This window comes from Kocuria sp. GQ42 (assembly GCF_059758435.1).
This window is the reverse complement of the sequence record NZ_JCAXEN010000008.1, coordinates 132,272-148,307: the sequence shown is the minus strand read 5'-3', so window position 1 is coordinate 148,307 and position 16,036 is coordinate 132,272. Positions and strand designations below refer to the sequence as shown.

Genomic DNA, 16,036 nt, shown 5'->3' with positions numbered 1-16,036 from the left:
CGCCGGCGAACCTCCACCGGTCTTCTGCGGCGCCGGGGATCCCGGCGCCGCAGAAGGCCGGTCGGACGTGCCTCTCCTCCACCCCTGACTTTCTCCACCCATGACCACTGAGAAAGAGTTGACGTGACCCCTGAGCACATGGTTGAACACCGCAACCGGCCGACCCCCGACACCCCGGACAGCACATCGGCCGCAGCCGCGCAGTGGCTGGGTTCGTTCGAGGACCTCATCGAGAAGCAGGTGCGGGAGCGGACGCAGTACCTCCTGCAGTCGTCGGCACCACGACCCGGGTCCGCGGGCCCGGCCGCCCCGACGGTCACCACGGACTACGTGAACACGATCCCCGTGGACCAGGAGCCGGAGTTCCCGGGCGACGAGGAGATCGAGCGCACCTACCGCCGCTGGCTGCGCTGGAACGCCGCCGTGATGGTGCACCGGGCCCAGCGTCCCGAGATCGGCGTGGGCGGTCACATCTCCACCTACGCGGGCGCGGCCACCCTCTACGAGGTCGGCTTCAACCACTTCTTCCGCGGCCCCGACCATCCCGGCGGCGGGGACCAGGTCTTCTTCCAGGGCCACGCCTCCCCGGGCATGTACGCCCGGGCGTTCCTGGAGGGCCGGCTCACCGAGGAGCAGCTGGACGGGTTCCGGCAGGAGAAGTCCAAGGGCAGCGACGGCATCCCGTCCTATCCGCACCCCCGCTCCATGCCCGACTTCTGGCAGTTCCCGACCGTGTCCATGGGCATCGGCCCGATGAACGCGATCTACCAGGCCCAGTTCAACCGCTACCTGCACCACCGCGGGATCCAGGACACCTCCGACCAGCAGGTCTGGGCGTTCCTGGGCGACGGCGAGATGGACGAGCCGGAGTCGCGCGGGCTCCTCCAGCTGGCCGCCAACGAGAAGCTGGACAACCTGAACTTCGTCATCAACTGCAACCTGCAGCGCCTGGACGGGCCGGTGCGCGGCAACGGCAAGATCGTCCAGGAGCTCGAGGCCTTCTTCCGCGGGGCCGGCTGGAACGTGGTCAAGGTGCTGTGGGGACGGGAGTGGGACCCCCTGCTGGCGGCCGACACGAACGGCGAGCTGGTCCGGGTCATGAACGAGACCCTCGACGGGGACTACCAGACCTTCAAGGCGGAGTCCGGCGGGTTCGTCCGCGACCACTTCTTCGGCCGGTCCACCACCACCAAGGAGCTCGTCGCGGACATGACCGACGACGAGATCTGGGCCCTCAAGCGGGGCGGCCACGACTATCGGAAGGTCTACGCCGCCTACCGGGCGGCCACCGAGTTCCGGGGCAAGCCCACGGTGGTGCTCGCGATGACGGTGAAGGGCTACGGCCTGGGCGCCTCCTTCGAGGCGCGCAACGCGACCCACCAGATGAAGAAGCTGACCCTGGAGGACCTCAAGGCCTTCCGCGACCTTTTGCGCATCCCGGTCACCGACGAGCAGATCGACAACGACCTCTACGGCGCCCCGTACTACCACCCCGGCCCCGACGCCCCGGAGATCCGGTACCTTCTCGAGCGGCGCGAGGAGCTGGGCGGAGGCCTGCCCGTGCGCCGGGCCCAGCACGCCCCCGTGGTGCTGCCCGGCGACGACGCCTACCGGTCCGGCAAGAAGGGATCGGGCAAGCAGATGGCGGCCACCACCATGGCCTTCGTGCGCGTCCTGCGGGATCTCATGCGGAGCAAGGAGTTCGGCCACCGGATCGTGCCCATCGTCCCCGACGAGGCCCGGACCTTCGGCATGGACTCGTTCTTCCCCACGGCGAAGATCTACAACCCCAACGGGCAGAACTACCTCTCCGTGGACCGCGAGCTGATGCTCGCCTACAAGGAGTCCCCACAGGGCGTCCTGCTCCACCCGGGGATCAACGAGGCCGGCGCCACCGCGGCCTTCACCGCCGCCGGCACCTCCTACGCCACCCACGGCGAGCCCATGGTGCCGTTCTACATCTTCTACTCGATGTTCGGCTTCCAGCGCACCGGCGACTCCTTCTGGGCCGCCGCCGACCAGATGACCCGCGGGTTCATCATCGGGGCCACCGCCGGGCGCACCACGCTCACCGGCGAGGGCCTCCAGCACGCCGACGGCCACTCCCCCGTGCTCGCCGGCACGAACCCGGCTGTGCGCAGCTACGACCCGGCCTACGGCTACGAGATCGCCCACATCGTCCGGCACGGCCTCGAGCAGATGTACGGCCCGGACTCGGCGGACCCGAACGTCATGTACTACCTCACGGTCTACAACGAGCCCTACCAGCAGCCGGCCGAGCCGGAGGACGTCGACGTCGAAGGCATCGTGCGCGGCATCCACCGGATCGCCCGCTCCGAGCACGAGGGGCCCAAGGTCCAGCTGCTCGGCTCCGGGGTCTCCGTGCCCTGGGCGCTACAGGCCCAAGAGGTCCTGGCCCAGGACTGGGGCGTCTCCGCCGACGTGTGGTCGGTGACCTCCTGGAACGAGTTGCGCCGCGACGGCCTGGCCGCCGAGCAGGAGGCGTTCCGCAACCCGGCAGCACCGCGCCGGGTGCCCTTCGTGACCCAGCAGCTCGCAGGGGCAGAAGGGCCCGTCATCGCCTCCACGGACTTCGTCTCGGAGCTGCCGGACCGGATCCGGCAGTACCTGCCGAACGACTTCGCCACCCTGGGTGCCGACGACTTCGGCTTCTCGGACACCCGCGCCGCGGCTCGGCGTTGGTTCGGGATCGACGTGCACTCCATCGTGGTGCGGGCGCTGCAGATGCTCGCCGACCGCGGGGAGGTGGACACCGCGGCTCCGACCCAGGCCGTCGAGCGCTACCGCCTGGACGACGTCACCGCCGGCACCACCGGCAACGCGGGCGGCGACGCCTGATCCCGCACCCGCCTCCGGCAGCGAAGCCCGCCGGCCCCTCGGGGGCCGGCGGGCGTCGTCGTCGCGCCCGGGAGTCAGGCCGTGACGGGCATCAGCTCGGCGGCGATCGCCTCGGCCGCTCGGCGCAGCACCGGCACGGCCCGGCGGCCGAACTCCTCGTCCACCCGGGACACCGGTCCGGAGACGGAGATCGCCGTGGGGGTCGGCGCCCCGGGCACCGCCATCGCGTAGCAGCGCACGCCGAGCTCGGTCTCCTCGTCGTCGATCGCGTAGCCGCGCTCCCGGATCCGGTCGAGGTCCGCGAAGAGCTCCTCGAGGGTCCCGATGCTCTTGGGCGTGGGCGTGGCCATGCCCGCCGCGCCCACGATGGCACGGACCCGTTCGTCCGGCAGGGTGGCGAGCATGGCCTTGCCCACACCGGTGTCGTGGGTGTCGGCCCGGCGGCCCACCTCCGTGAACATGCGCATGGACCGGTTGGACTGGGCCTGGGCGATGTAGACGACCTCCTGGCCGTCGAGCACGGCCATGTTCGCCGACTCGCCGAGCTCGGCCACCAGCTCGTCCAGACGCGAACGGGCCGCCGAACCGAACTGCCGCCCGGCGGCCTCCCCCAGCAGGATCAGCCGCGGCCCCAGCGCGTAGTTGCGGTTGGGGAGCTGACGGACGTAGCCGGAGGGCACCAGCGTGCGCAGCAGCCGGTGGATGGTGGGCAGCGGAAGCTTCACGGCGGCGGAGAGCTCGCTGAGCGACATCTCCCCACCGGCCGCGGTGATCACCTCGAGGAGCTCGAAAACGCGTTCCACCGATTGCACCCCGCCCGAACCGGCTCGTGTGGTCGTCGTGGTCATGGCCATCTCCCGTCGGTACAGCCCGGCCGCCTCGTGCGTCGGGCGAAATCTCGGCGGCCGGATCCGTGACAGGTGTCACGAAAGATCCTTGCCAACCTCGGCTGGCTCCCATAATATCCATAATACGAAAGTTTCATTCCACGATGCGACTGAAATGGTCGCACCACAGCCCCTGGAGGAACCATGGCCACGCCCAGTCCCGGATACTCGATGATCCTGCGTGTGGAGGCCCCGGCAGGCCTCACCGTCACCAGCGAGCTCGCCGCCGCCGCCGCTCGGGCCGGCGCGGCCGTGACCGCCCTCGACATCGTGGAGTCCCACGCAGACCACGTCGTCGTCGACGTCAGCTGCAACGTCTCCGACGCTTCCCACCGCGACGAGGTGCGCGACTCCCTCGAGGCGCTCGACGGCGTCCAGGTGCGCAAGATCAGCGACCGCACGTTCCTGATCCACCTCGGCGGCAAGATCGAGGTCACCCCCCGCGTCTCGCTGCGCAACCGTGACGACCTCTCCCGCGCCTACACCCCCGGCGTGGCCCGGGTGTGCATGGCCATCCACGACAACCCCGAGGACGCCCGTCGGCTGACGATCAAGCGCAACACGGTGGCCGTGGTCACCGACGGCACCGCGGTGCTCGGCCTGGGCGACATCGGCCCGGCCGCCGCCCTGCCGGTCATGGAGGGCAAGGCTGCCCTGTTCAAGGCGTTCGCCGGCGTGGACGCGTGGCCGGTCTGCCTCGACACGACGGACACCGACGAGATCGTGCGCATCGTCAAGGCCATGGCCCCCGTCTACGGCGGGATCAACCTCGAGGACATCGCGGCCCCGCGCTGCTTCGAGATCGAGGCCCGGCTCCGCGAGGAGCTCGACATCCCGGTCTTCCACGACGACCAGCACGGCACCGCGATCGTGGCCCTGGCCGCGCTGTTCAACGCCCTGCGCGTGGTGGACAAGCAGATCGGCGACATCAAGGTCGTGGTCTCCGGGGTGGGCGCCGCCGGGCACGCCATCATCCAGCTGCTCACAGCCCAGGGGGTGCAGGACATCATCGCCTGCTCCCGCAATGGCGCGATCCACCGCGGGGAGAGCTACGACGACCCGCACCGGCAGTGGATCGCCGAGAACACCAACGAGACCGGGTTCTCCGGCTCGCTCAAGGAGGCCGTGGTGGGCAGCGACGTCTTCATCGGCGTCTCCGCCCCCGACCTGCTCGACGGGGCCGACGTGGCCGCCATGAACGACCGCGCGATCGTCTTCGCCATGGCCAACCCCGACCCCGAGATCGATCCGGGCGTCGCCGCGGAGCACGCCGCGGTGGTCGCGACCGGCCGCTCGGACTTCCCGAACCAGATCAACAACGTCCTGGCCTTCCCAGGCCTGTTCCGCGGCCTGCTCGACGCCGGGGCATCCGACATCACCACCGACATGCTGGTCGCCGCCGCGCGGGCCATCGCCGACTGCGTGGCCGAGGACGAGCTCAACGCGAGCTACATCGTCCCCAGTGTCTTCGACCAGCACGTGGCGCCGGCCGTGGCCGAGGCCGTGCAGCAGGCGGCCCAGCAGGACACCCGTCAGCTCGCACCGGTGGCCGCCCGCTAGCAGCGCGGCACCGAGTCCGCACCACCGGGCGTCGCCGCCCAGCACCACGGGCGGCGACGCCCACCGAACCCAGCACCGAACGGAGACCACCATGGCCATCGAGTTCACCACCCCAGCCGGCCTGGACCGCGCGAGCGAGATCCTCACCGCCGAGGCCCTCTCCTTCGTGGAGGCCCTGCACCACCACTTCGCCGACCGCCGCGCCGAGCTGCTCGGCGCCCGGGAGCAGAACCACCGCCGGGCCGCCGAGACCGGCACCCTGGACTTCCTCCCGGAGACCCGGGAGATCCGCGAGGGGGACTGGACGGTCGCCCCGGCGCCGCCGGCCCTGCAGGACCGCCGGGTCGAGATGACCGGGCCCGCCTCGCCGGCCAAGATGGCGATCAACGCGCTGAACTCCGGGGCCAAGGTCTGGCTCGCCGATCTCGAGGACGCCTCGAGCCCCACCTGGCACAACCAGGTGGACGGCGTCCTCAACCTGCGCGACGCCGCCCGGGGCACCCTGAGCCACACGTCCCCGGAGGGCAAGCAGTACACGCTGCGCCAGGACGCCCCGCTCGCCGTGGTCGTCACCCGGCCCCGCGGCTGGCACCTGCCCGAGCACAACGTCACGGTGGACGGGCAGCCGGCCTCCGGCGCGCTCGTGGACTTCGGCCTGCACTTCTTCCACACCGCGAAGCTCCTGCTGGCCAACGGGCACGGACCCTACTACTACCTGCCGAAGCTGGAGTCCCACCTCGAGGCCCGGCTGTGGAACGACGTGTTCACCTTCGCCGAGGAGCACCTGGGCATCGAGCACGGCACCGTCCGGGCGACCGTGCTCATCGAGACGATCCCCGCGGCGTTCCAGATGGACGAGATCCTCTGGGAGCTGCGCGAGCACGCCTCAGGGCTCAACGCGGGACGCTGGGACTACCTGTTCAGCATCATCAAGTACTTCCGGGACGCCGGCGAGAAGTTCGTCCTGGCGGACCGCTCCACCATCACCATGACGGCCCCGCTGATGCGGGCCTACACCGAGCTGCTCGTGCGGACCTGTCACCGCCGCGGGGCCTTCGCGATGGGCGGCATGGCCGCCGTGATCCCCAACCGCCGGGACCAGGCGGCCACCGAGGCCGCGTTCGCCAAGGTGCGCGCGGACAAGACCCGCGAGGCCGACGACGGCTTCGACGGCTCCTGGGTGGCCCACCCGGACCTGGTGCCCACCTGCCGCGAGGTCTTCGACGGGGTCCTCGGCGAGAGGCCCAACCAGGTGGACCGGCTGCGCGAGGACGTGCGGGTGAGCGCCGAGCAGCTGCTCGACGTCGCCAGCGCCGGGCGGGTGAGCACCCAGAAGGAGCTCGCGGCCAACCTCTACGTGGCGATCCGCTACACCGCCGTGTGGCTCTCCGGCAACGGGGCCGTGGCCATCCACAACCTCATGGAGGACGCCGCGACCGCCGAGATCTCCCGCTCGCAGATCTGGCAGCAGATCCGCAACGGCGTGGTCTACGAGGACACCGGGAACACCGCGACCCGCGAGCTCGTGGCCGAGGAGCTCCAGCGGCAGAAGGAGGTCCTGCGCGAGGAGGTCGACCCGCACTCCTACGAGGCGCACTTCGAGCCGGCGGCCGCCCTGATCGCCGATCTGGTGCTGGGCGAGGACTACGTCGACTTCCTCACCCTGCCCGCCTACGAGCTGCTCGAGCAGTCCGACCGCGACCGGGTGGCCACGAAGTGAGCGCCGGCGACCTGGACACCGGGACGCTGGGCACGGCCTTCCGGCAGCGCGCTGCCGAGCGGCTGGCCGGCACCGACGCGCTGCTCCAGCGGTCCTACCCGGGGGACCCCGGTACACGCCAGCCCGTGCACACCGTCTACCTCCCCGCCGACAGCTTCACCCCGGAGACCGCCCGGCAGTGGGGAGAGCGCGCCGCCCAGTCCGTGGCCGGGCTCGGTGCGGCCTCCCTCGCGGAGCAGGTGGCCCCCGAGGGTGCCGACCCAGGTCTGGTCGACCGGGTGGCGCGAGCGGTCGAGCACAAGCTCGCCACCGAACCCATCGAGGACGTCCGCCTGGACTTCGAGGACGGTTTCGGCGACCGCGGCGACCAAGAGGAGGACGAGTGGGCCGTGCGCGCGGCGCACACCGTGGCCCTGGCCGTCCGGGAGGGCACCGCGCCGCCGTACATCGGGATCCGCTTCAAGTGCTTCGAGGCCGCCACCCGGGACCGCGGCCTGCGCACGCTCGACCTGTTCGTCACCACCCTGGTGCGCGAGGGCGGGCTGCGGGAGGCCGGGCACAGCGAGGACGGCCTCCCGCGCGGCCTCGTCCTCACCCTGCCCAAGGTGAGCACCACGGAGCAGGTCGACGTCATGGTCGAGGCCTGCGAACAGCTCGAGGCGGGCCTCGGGCTGCCGGCCGGGCGGCTGCGGTTCGAGGTGCAGATGGAGACCGCCCCGATGATCCTGGGAACCGACGGCACCTGCCCCATCCCGGCGATGCTCCACCGGACGGACGGACGGGTCGAGGCCCTGCACTACGGGACCTACGACTATTCCGACTCCCTGCAGATCGCCGCCCAGTACCAGTCCATGGAACACCCGGCCGCCGACCACGCCAAGGCCGTTATGCAGGTCGCCGTGGCCGGCACCGGGGTGCGGCTGTCCGACGGCTCCACGAACATCCTGCCCACCGGGAGCGAGCAGCAGAAGCTGGCCGCCTGGCGGCTGCACGCCCGCCTGGTGCGCCGCTCCCTGGAGCGGGGCTACTACCAGGGATGGGACCTGCACGCGCACCAGCTGCCCACCCGCTACCTGGCCACGTACTTCTTCTACCGCGAGGGCTTCCCCGCGGCGGCGCTGCGGCTGAAGAACTACGTGCACGGCATCGAGTCGGAGATCATGGACGAACCGGCCACCGCCCGCGCCCTGGCCCGCTTCGTCCACCGCGGCGTGCTGTGCGGCGCGATCTCCGGGGAGGAGCTCGAGGAGAGCGCCGGCATCGGCGAGCACGAGCTCTTCTCCCTGGCCCACCCCAAGGCCGCGGCACCGGCCGCATCGACCACCGGAGGCGACTTCAGATGACCGAGACCACCTACCACGCGCCGCACGGCGGCCACCCCGACCAGACCCAGCTGCTCACGGACCGGGCGATGTTCACGGAGGCCTACGCGGTGATCCCGCGCGGGACCATGCGGGACATCGTCACCAGCCGGCTCCCGTTCTGGGAGGACACCCGGGTCTGGGTGCTCGCCCGGCCCCTGTCCGGCTTCGCGGAGACCTTCTCGCAGTACATCGTGGAGGTCGGCCCCGGCGGCGGCAGCGACCGGCCCGAGACGGAGGCCGGCGTGGAGGGCGTGCTCTTCCTCATGGAGGGGGCGCTCGTCCTGACCGTCGACGGGGAGGAGCACGAGCTCGCCCCCGGCGGCTACGCGTTCCTCCCGCCGGAGTGCGAGTGGACCGTGCGCAACCGCGGCGGCGAGCCCGCCCGCCTGCACTGGATCCGCAAGGCCTACGAGTACGTGCAGGGCATCGAGGTGCCGGAGCCGTTCGTCACCAACGAGCAGGAGGTCGAGCCGACGGCCATGCCGGGGACCGACGGCAAGTGGGCGACCACGCGCTTCGTCGACCCGGACGACGTCCGGTACGACATGCACGTGACGATCGTGACCTTCGAACCGGGGGCGGTGATCCCCTTCGCCGAGACCCACGTCATGGAGCACGGGCTCTACGTCCTCGAGGGCAAGGCCGTCTACCGGCTCAACCAGGACTGGGTCGAGGTCGAGGCCGGCGACTTCATGTGGCTGCGGGCGTTCTGCCCCCAGGCCTGCTATGCGGGCGGCCCCGGCCGGTTCCGGTACCTTCTCTACAAGGACGTCAACCGGCAGATGAAGCTGCGCTGACCGGACGGCGATCCCGTCCCCACCGACTGGACCCCGTGCCGCCCTGCCACCGCGGCGGCACGGGGTCCTTCCATGCACTCGGACCACGCTCCGAAGTTTCCACATCCTGAAATAATTCTTCCAATCAGGGATTGACCTGCGTCACAGGGAACCGTACGCTGTTTCACAAGACAGAAGTTGACTTCCACATCCCGAAATACGTGGCGGTCCCGTCCGAACCAGGAGGATCCAGATGTCCTACACCGTGAACTGCTCCATCCTTCTCACCGACCTGCCCCTGCTCGAGCGCCCCGCGGCCGCCAAGGCCGCCGGCTTCGACGCGGTCGAGTTCTGGTGGCCCTTCGCGGAGTCCGTGCCCGCGGACCGCGACGTCGACGCCTTCGTGGACGCGATCCGGGACGCGGGGGTGCAGCTGAGCGGGCTGAACTTCAATGCCGGCGACATGCCGGGCGGAGACCGGGGCCTCGTGTCCTGGAAGGGCCGCTGCGGGGAGTTCAAGGAGAACATCGCCGTGGTCGCCGCCATCGGCGAGCGCACCGGCTGCAAGGCCTTCAACGCGCTCTACGGCAACCGCCGGCCCGAGCACACGCCGGAGGCCCAGGACGAGCTGGCGGTGCGCAATCTCGTGGCCGCCGCCGAGGGCGTGGCGCGCATCGGCGGGACCGTGCTGCTGGAGCCGGTCTCCGGCACCGAGGCCTATCCCCTGAAGACCGCCCAGGACGCCCTCGACGTCATCGCGAAGGTCCGGGCCGCCGGCGCCGACAACATCAGGCTGCTCGCCGACTTCTACCACCTGTCGGTCAACGGTGACGACGTCTCCGCGGTCATCGAGAAGCACGCCGCTGACTTCGGCCACATCCAGATCGCCGACGCCCCCGGACGCAACGAGCCCGGTACCGGCGAGCTCCCGCTCCAGCGGTGGATCGAGCGCAGCCGGGAGCTCGGCTACTCGGGCTACGTGGGCCTCGAGTACAAGGCGTCGCAGCAGGACCCCTTCGCCTGGACCTCCGCGTGGTCCGCGGCTCGCACCGGCGCCTGACGCGCCTCCTCCCCCGCACCTGCCACCACGGCCCGTCGCACGCACCGCACGGGCTCCCACAGTGAGGAATCCCACCATGACCAACGTCACCGTCATCGGACTCGGCATCATGGGCCTGCCCATGGCCAAGAACCTCGTCAAGGCCGGCTACGACGTCGTCGGCTTCAACCGCTCGCAGGACAAGATCGACCAGCTCGTCGAGGCCGGCGGCAAGGGCGCGTCCAGCGTGGCCGAGTCCGTCGCGAACGCCGATGTCGTGATCACGATGGTCCCGGACTCCCCGGACGTCGAGGGCGTCGTGACCGGCGAGGACGGCGTCTTCGCCCACGCCGCGCAGGGCACCGTCTGGATCGACGCGAGCTCCATCCGCCCGGACGTGGCCGCACGCCTGTCCCGGGAGGCCGTCGAGCACGGGCTGCGCCCGCTGGACGCCCCGGTCTCCGGCGGGGAACAGGGCGCCATCGACGCCGTGCTCTCGATCATGGTCGGCGGCGAGGCCGCGGACTTCGAGGCCGCCCGCCCGGTGCTCGAGGCCGTCGGGAGGACGATCGTGCACGTGGGCCCCGCCGGCTCCGGGCAGACCGTCAAGGCGGCCAACCAGCTGATCGTGGCCGGCAACATCCAGCTCCTCGCGGAGGCCGTCGTCTTCCTCGAGGCCTACGGCGTGGACACGGACGCCGCGCTGAAGGTCCTCGGGGGCGGCCTGGCCGGTTCCAAGGTCCTGGACCAGAAGGGCCAGAAGATGCTGGACCGCAACTTCGACCCGGGCTTCCGGCTGCAGCTGCACCACAAGGACATGGGCATCGTGACCTCCGCCGCCCGGGAGGCCGGCGTGGCCGTGCCGCTCGGCGCGATCGTCGCCCAGCTCGTGGCCGCCACCGTCAACAAGGGTGACGGCGGACTCGACCACTCGGGTCTCTTCAAGCTCGTCGAGGAGCTCTCCGGCCGCTCGGGCCGCTGACCTTCCCCACCCCACCGCTTCCCGACCCGATCCCGGGTCCTGCTTCCAAGGAGTTCATCATGGCCAGAATGCGCACGGTCGACGCCGTCGTCGCCATCCTCGAGAAGGAGGGCGCCACCGAGGCCTTCGGCCTGCCCGGCGCCGCCATCAACCCGTTCTACTCGGCGATGCGCGCCCACGGCGGCATCCGGCACACCCTCGCCCGGCACGTCGAGGGCGCCTCGCACATGGCCGACGGCTACACCCGGGCCGCCCCCGGCAACATCGGGATCTGCGTGGGCACGTCCGGTCCCGCGGGCACCGACATGATCACCGGCCTCTACGCCGCGTGGGCGGACTCCGTCCCGATCCTGTGCATCACCGGCCAGGCCCCCGTGGCCAAGCTGCACAAGGAGGACTTCCAGGCCGTGGACATCTCCTCGATCGCCGCGCCGGTCACCAAGATGGCGATGACCGTGCTGGAGCCCGGCCAGGTCCCCGGGGCGTTCCAGAAGGCCTTCTACCTCATGCGCTCGGGCCGGCCCGGTCCGGTGCTGCTGGATCTCCCCCTGGACGTCCAGCTCGCCGAGATCGAGTTCGACATCGACGTCTACGAGCCCCTGGCCGTCCACCGACCCGCAGCGACCCGCGCGCAGGCCGAGAAGGTCCTGGACATGCTCTCCTCCGCGCAGCGTCCGCTCATCGTGGCCGGCGGCGGCATCATCAACGCCGATGCCTCGGCGCAGCTGGTCGAGCTCGCCGAACTGCTGGACGTCCCCGTGATCCCGACCCTCATGGGCTGGGGCGCCATCCCGGACGACCACCCGCTGATGGCGGGCATGGTGGGCCTGCAGACCTCGCACCGCTACGGCAACGCGACGTTCCTGGAGTCCGACTTCGTGCTGGGCATCGGCAACCGGTGGGCCAACCGCCACACCGGCGGCCTGGACACCTACACCCGGGGCCGCACGTTCGTGCACATCGACATCGAGCCCACCCAGATCGGGCGCGTCTTCTCCCCCGACCTCGGCATCGTCTCCGACGCCGGCGCGGCCCTGGAGATCCTCATCGAGGTCGCCCGGGAGCGCAAGGAGCGGTTCTCCGTGCCGGACTGGTCCGTGTGGGTCAAGGACTGCGCCCAGCGTAAGGGCTCGATGCAGCGCAAGACGCACTTCACGCAGGTCCCGGTCAAGCCGCAGCGCGTCTACGAGGAGATGAACTCCGCCTTCGGCACGGACGTCACCTACGTCTCCACCATCGGGCTCTCCCAGATCGCCGGCGGCCAGTTCCTGCACGTGCACGGCCCCCGCCAGTGGATCAACGCCGGCCAGGCCGGCCCGCTGGGCTGGACCGGGCCCGCCGCCCTCGGCGTCGTCCGGGGCAAGCCCGAGGCCACCGTCGTGGCGCTCTCCGGGGACTACGACTTCCAGTTCATGATCGAGGAGCTGGCCGTCGGGGCGCAGTTCAACCTGCCCTATCTCCACGTGGTGGTGAACAACTCGTACCTGGGCCTCATCCGCCAGTCCCAGCGCGGGTTCAAGATGGAGCAGAACGTCTCCCTGGCGTTCGAGAACATCAACTCCCCGGAGACCCAGGGCTACGGCGTGGACCACCTCAAGGTCGTCGAGGGCCTGGGCTGCAAGGCCCTGCGCGTGACCGATCCCGAGAAGCTGCAGGAGGCCTTCGGCCAGGCGCGGGTCCTCCTGGAGGAGCACCAGGTCCCCGTGGTGGTGGAGGTCATACTGGAGAAGGTCACCAACATCTCCATGGGGACCGAGATCGACAACGTGGTCGAGTTCGAGGAGCTCGCCGTCAGCGGCGTGGACGCCCCGACGGCGATCGCCCTGCTCGACTGATCCCCTTCCGCACAGAACAGGAGGACCGGCCGTGCGCATCGTCGTCGCCCCGGACAAGTTCAAGGGTTCGCTGGAAGCCACCGACGTGGTGGAGCACCTCGCGGCGGGCATCCGGTCCGTGGAGCCGTCCGCCACGGTCGTGGCCGTCCCGGTGGCCGACGGCGGCGAGGGCACCCTCGACGCCGCCGTCGGCGCCGGATTCGTCGCCTGCTCCACCACCGTGACCGGTCCCGCCGGAAACTCCGTCGAGGCAGGGTTCGCCCTGCTCGACCGGACCGCGGTGGTGGAGATGGCCCTGGCCTCGGGACTGGCCGCGCTCCCGGTGGACGAGGACGGCGCACCCGTGCTCGACGCCGGGGGCGCCACCAGCCGCGGCACCGGCGAACTGATCCGCGCCGCCCTCGATGCCGGAGCCACCCGGATCGTCCTGGGGGTGGGCGGCAGCGCCTGCACCGACGGCGGTGCGGGGCTGCTCCAGGGCCTCGGCGCTCGCCTGCTGGACGACGAGGGCGCCGAGCTGGGCCGCGGAGGCGCCGAGCTCGCCCGGCTGGCCCGGGTGGACCTCACCCGGCTGGATCCCCGGGTGCGGGACGCACAGTTCGTCCTGGCCGCGGACGTGGACAACCCCCTCACGGGGACCAACGGTGCGGCGGCCGTGTTCGGTCCGCAGAAGGGTGCCGATCCGGATCTCGTCGCATCCCTCGATGCCGCGCTGACGGTCTTCCGGGACCGGCTGGCGGACGCCATGGGCCCGGCCTCCCTGACGGCGGCCGGGGCCCCCGGCGCCGGGGCCGCCGGCGGCGTGGGCTACGCGGCCCTCGCCGTGCTCGGGGCCCAGCGCCGTCCGGGCATCGACGTGGTCCTGGAGTTCGTGGGGCTCGCCGACCGGATGGCGGGCACCGACCTGGTCGTCACCGGGGAGGGCAGCCTCGACGAGCAGTCGCTCGGCGGGAAGACCCCCATGGGGGTCGCCACCACCGCGCACGCCGCCGGTGTCCCGGTGGTGGCCGTGTGCGGACGCACCACCCTCGACGAGGAGACCCGCAGGGCCGCCGGTTTCGTGCGCACCTATGCCCTCACCGACCTCGAGCCGGACCCACGGGTCTGCATGCGCGAGGCCGGCAGGCTGCTCGAGCAGGTGGGCGCCCGGCTCGCCCTCGAGCTCCCCGATCTGCTCGCCGGGGCCCAACCCAACTGATCGATCCGGCGCCCCGTGCGGACGCCGACACGAGGAGGAACGTCGATGACGGAGAAGAAGACACCACAGCAGCCGGGGACTCCTGGCCGGGGCAAGACCCTGGGCGGCGAGCAAGGGCGTCCGCCGGCCCCGCCGGAACCGTCCGAGGAGCAGACGGGGCGCGCGGACGGCACCGCGGACGCCGCGGGGCGCCCGCAGCAGGCGACCGGGGATGCCGCGGCGATCGCCCGGGAGGACTCCGCGCGCGCGGCCACCAAGCCGGCCGCCACCCGGAGCGCGTTCGAGGCCGAGCAGGCGCACCAGCGGGAGGTGAGCGAGGACGCCAACGACCCCGAGCGCGTCCGACGCCTCATCGCCGACTACAAGCGGGAGCACGGGATCCCCGCCGATGCCGCCGATGCCCCCCACCTGGGGGCGGACGACGACGGCGCCTTCGCGGGTGATCACCGCGAGTTCGATCTCGTGGTGCGGGGGCAGAACGTCTCCTGCGGGGACCACTTCGCTCCCCGCGAGGTGGGCGTGCGCAACGGCAGGATCGTGGCCATCGAACCCCTCGGCGCCGGCCTGACCGGCCGCGAGGTCGTGGAGCTGGCCGAGGACGAGCACCTGCTGCCCGGCCTGGTGGACACCCACGTGCACATCAACGAGCCCGGCCGCACCGAGTGGGAGGGTTTCGCCTCCGCCACCCGCGCGGCCGCCGCCGGGGGCGTCACCACGGTCCTGGACATGCCGCTCAACTCGGTCCCGGCAACCGTCAACGTGCCGGCCCTCGAGTACAAGCGGCTCTTCGCCCAGAACAACGTCTTCGTGGACGTCGGCTTCTGGGGCGGGGCGATCCCCGGCAACAAGCCCCACCTGCGCGAGCTGCACGACGACGGCGTCTTCGGCTTCAAGTGCTTCCTGCTGCACTCCGGCGTGGACGAGTTCCCGCACCTCGAGGCCGACGAGATGGAGGAGGACCTCGCCGAGATCAAGACCTTCGACTCGCTGATGATCGTGCACGCCGAGGACTCCCGGGCCATCGACCGCGCCCCGCACCCCGAGGGGGACGTCTACGAGAACTTCCTCAGGTCCCGTCCGCGCGGGGCGGAGAACTTGGCGATCGCCGAGGTCATCGAGCGCACCCGCTGGACCGGCGCCCGCTCCCACATCCTGCACCTGTCCTCCTCGGACGCCCTGCCGATGATCGCGACGGCGAAGGCGGACGGTCTGGACATCACGGTCGAGACCTGCCCGCACTACCTCACCCTGCTCGCCGAGGAGGTGCCCAACGGGGCCACCGCCTTCAAGTGCTGCCCGCCGGTGCGGGAGGTCGGCAACCGGGAGCTGCTGTGGCAGGGCCTGATCGACGGGACCATCGACTTCGTCGTCTCCGACCACTCCCCCTCGACCCTGGACCTGAAGGACCTCGGCAACGGCGACTTCGGCGTGGCCTGGGGCGGAGTCTCCTCCCTGCAGCTGGGTCTGTCCCTGATCTGGACCGAGGCCCGCCGCCGGGGAGTGTCCTTGGGCCGCGTCGTGGAGTGGATGTCGACGAAGCCCGCCCAACGGGCCGGTCTGCGCTCCAAGGGCAGGCTGTCCCTGGGCTACGACGCCGACCTGGTGGTCTTCGCACCCGACGACGCCTTCGTCGTGGACGCGGGCAAGCTGCACCACAAGAACCCCATCACCCCGTACCAGGGCAAGGCGCTGTCCGGAAAGGTGCGCCGAACGTATCTGCGGGGCAGCGCCGTGGACTTCCGGACACCGACGGGCCGTCTGGTCCGGCGCGGTGAGGGCTGACGCACCACCGGCACGATCCACCGCAGGCCGCAGG

General features: G+C 71.2%; 11 protein-coding genes. 10 read left to right on the top strand and 1 reads right to left on the bottom strand.

What is annotated here, in order from left to right; all coding sequences use genetic code 11:
* The first annotated feature begins 138 nt into the window (after positions 1 to 138).
* Complete coding sequence (aceE, locus tag AC6CH6_RS16065) at positions 139 to 2,859, top strand: pyruvate dehydrogenase (acetyl-transferring), homodimeric type (RefSeq protein WP_498255952.1); 2,721 nt, start codon at positions 139 to 141, stop codon at positions 2,857 to 2,859.
* Positions 2,860 to 2,933: 74 nt separating this feature from the next.
* On the opposite strand, the gene AC6CH6_RS16060 is transcribed toward aceE, so the two are convergent.
* A complete protein-coding gene (locus tag AC6CH6_RS16060; RefSeq protein WP_109268305.1) occupies positions 2,934 to 3,707 on the bottom strand; it encodes an IclR family transcriptional regulator in 774 nt (257 codons plus the stop codon).
* Between the two features lie 183 nt (positions 3,708 to 3,890).
* On the opposite strand from AC6CH6_RS16060, the gene AC6CH6_RS16055 reads away from it, so the two are divergent.
* The 9 genes from AC6CH6_RS16055 (at position 3,891) to allB (ending at position 16,002) form a co-directional block, all read left to right on the top strand.
* Entirely contained in the window at positions 3,891 to 5,306 is a 1,416-nt protein-coding gene (locus tag AC6CH6_RS16055) for an NAD-dependent malic enzyme (protein ID WP_498255874.1), read from the top strand.
* A 91-nt stretch (positions 5,307 to 5,397) separates the two neighbouring features.
* Entirely contained in the window at positions 5,398 to 7,026 is a 1,629-nt protein-coding gene (gene aceB / locus AC6CH6_RS16050) for a malate synthase A (protein WP_498255873.1), read from the top strand.
* Complete coding sequence (locus tag AC6CH6_RS16045; RefSeq protein WP_498255872.1) at positions 7,023 to 8,369, top strand: DUF6986 family protein; 1,347 nt, start codon at positions 7,023 to 7,025, stop codon at positions 8,367 to 8,369. The genes aceB and AC6CH6_RS16045 overlap by 4 nt, the downstream gene beginning before the upstream one ends.
* Entirely contained in the window at positions 8,366 to 9,187 is an 822-nt protein-coding gene (locus AC6CH6_RS16040; RefSeq protein WP_498255871.1) for a bifunctional allantoicase/(S)-ureidoglycine aminohydrolase, read from the top strand. The genes AC6CH6_RS16045 and AC6CH6_RS16040 overlap by 4 nt, the downstream gene beginning before the upstream one ends.
* A 232-nt stretch (positions 9,188 to 9,419) precedes the next feature.
* Positions 9,420 to 10,226 carry a hydroxypyruvate isomerase family protein gene (locus AC6CH6_RS16035; protein ID WP_498255870.1) on the top strand — a complete coding sequence of 269 codons (807 nt, stop codon included), beginning with the start codon at positions 9,420 to 9,422 and terminating at the stop codon, positions 10,224 to 10,226.
* A gap of 76 nt (positions 10,227 to 10,302) precedes the next feature.
* Positions 10,303 to 11,187 (top strand): 2-hydroxy-3-oxopropionate reductase, encoded by an 885-nt coding sequence (locus AC6CH6_RS16030; protein ID WP_498255869.1) that lies wholly within the window; start codon positions 10,303 to 10,305, stop codon positions 11,185 to 11,187.
* Between the two features lie 59 nt (positions 11,188 to 11,246).
* Positions 11,247 to 13,022, top strand: a complete 1,776-nt coding sequence (gcl, locus tag AC6CH6_RS16025) for a glyoxylate carboligase (protein ID WP_498255868.1) — start codon at positions 11,247 to 11,249, stop codon at positions 13,020 to 13,022.
* 31 nt (positions 13,023 to 13,053) lie between these two features.
* Positions 13,054 to 14,220 (top strand): glycerate kinase, encoded by a 1,167-nt coding sequence (locus AC6CH6_RS16020; RefSeq protein WP_498255867.1) that lies wholly within the window; start codon positions 13,054 to 13,056, stop codon positions 14,218 to 14,220.
* 408 nt (positions 14,221 to 14,628) lie between these two features.
* Entirely contained in the window at positions 14,629 to 16,002 is a 1,374-nt protein-coding gene (gene allB / locus AC6CH6_RS16015; protein WP_498255951.1) for an allantoinase AllB, read from the top strand.
* Positions 16,003 to 16,036 lie beyond the last annotated feature (34 nt).

Excerpts from the sequence above, each read along its gene's own strand:
- aceE (WP_498255952.1), top strand. The coding sequence starts at position 139 with ATGGTTGAACACCGCAACCGGCCGACCCCCGACACCCCGGACAGCACA.
- AC6CH6_RS16060 (WP_109268305.1), bottom strand. The coding sequence starts at position 3,707 with ATGACCACGACGACCACACGAGCCGGTTCGGGCGGGGTGCAATCGGTG.
- AC6CH6_RS16055 (WP_498255874.1), top strand. The coding sequence starts at position 3,891 with ATGGCCACGCCCAGTCCCGGATACTCGATGATCCTGCGTGTGGAGGCC.
- aceB (WP_498255873.1), top strand. The coding sequence starts at position 5,398 with ATGGCCATCGAGTTCACCACCCCAGCCGGCCTGGACCGCGCGAGCGAG.
- AC6CH6_RS16040 (WP_498255871.1), top strand. The coding sequence starts at position 8,366 with ATGACCGAGACCACCTACCACGCGCCGCACGGCGGCCACCCCGACCAG.
- AC6CH6_RS16035 (WP_498255870.1), top strand. The coding sequence starts at position 9,420 with ATGTCCTACACCGTGAACTGCTCCATCCTTCTCACCGACCTGCCCCTG.
- AC6CH6_RS16030 (WP_498255869.1), top strand. The coding sequence starts at position 10,303 with ATGACCAACGTCACCGTCATCGGACTCGGCATCATGGGCCTGCCCATG.
- gcl (WP_498255868.1), top strand. The coding sequence starts at position 11,247 with ATGGCCAGAATGCGCACGGTCGACGCCGTCGTCGCCATCCTCGAGAAG.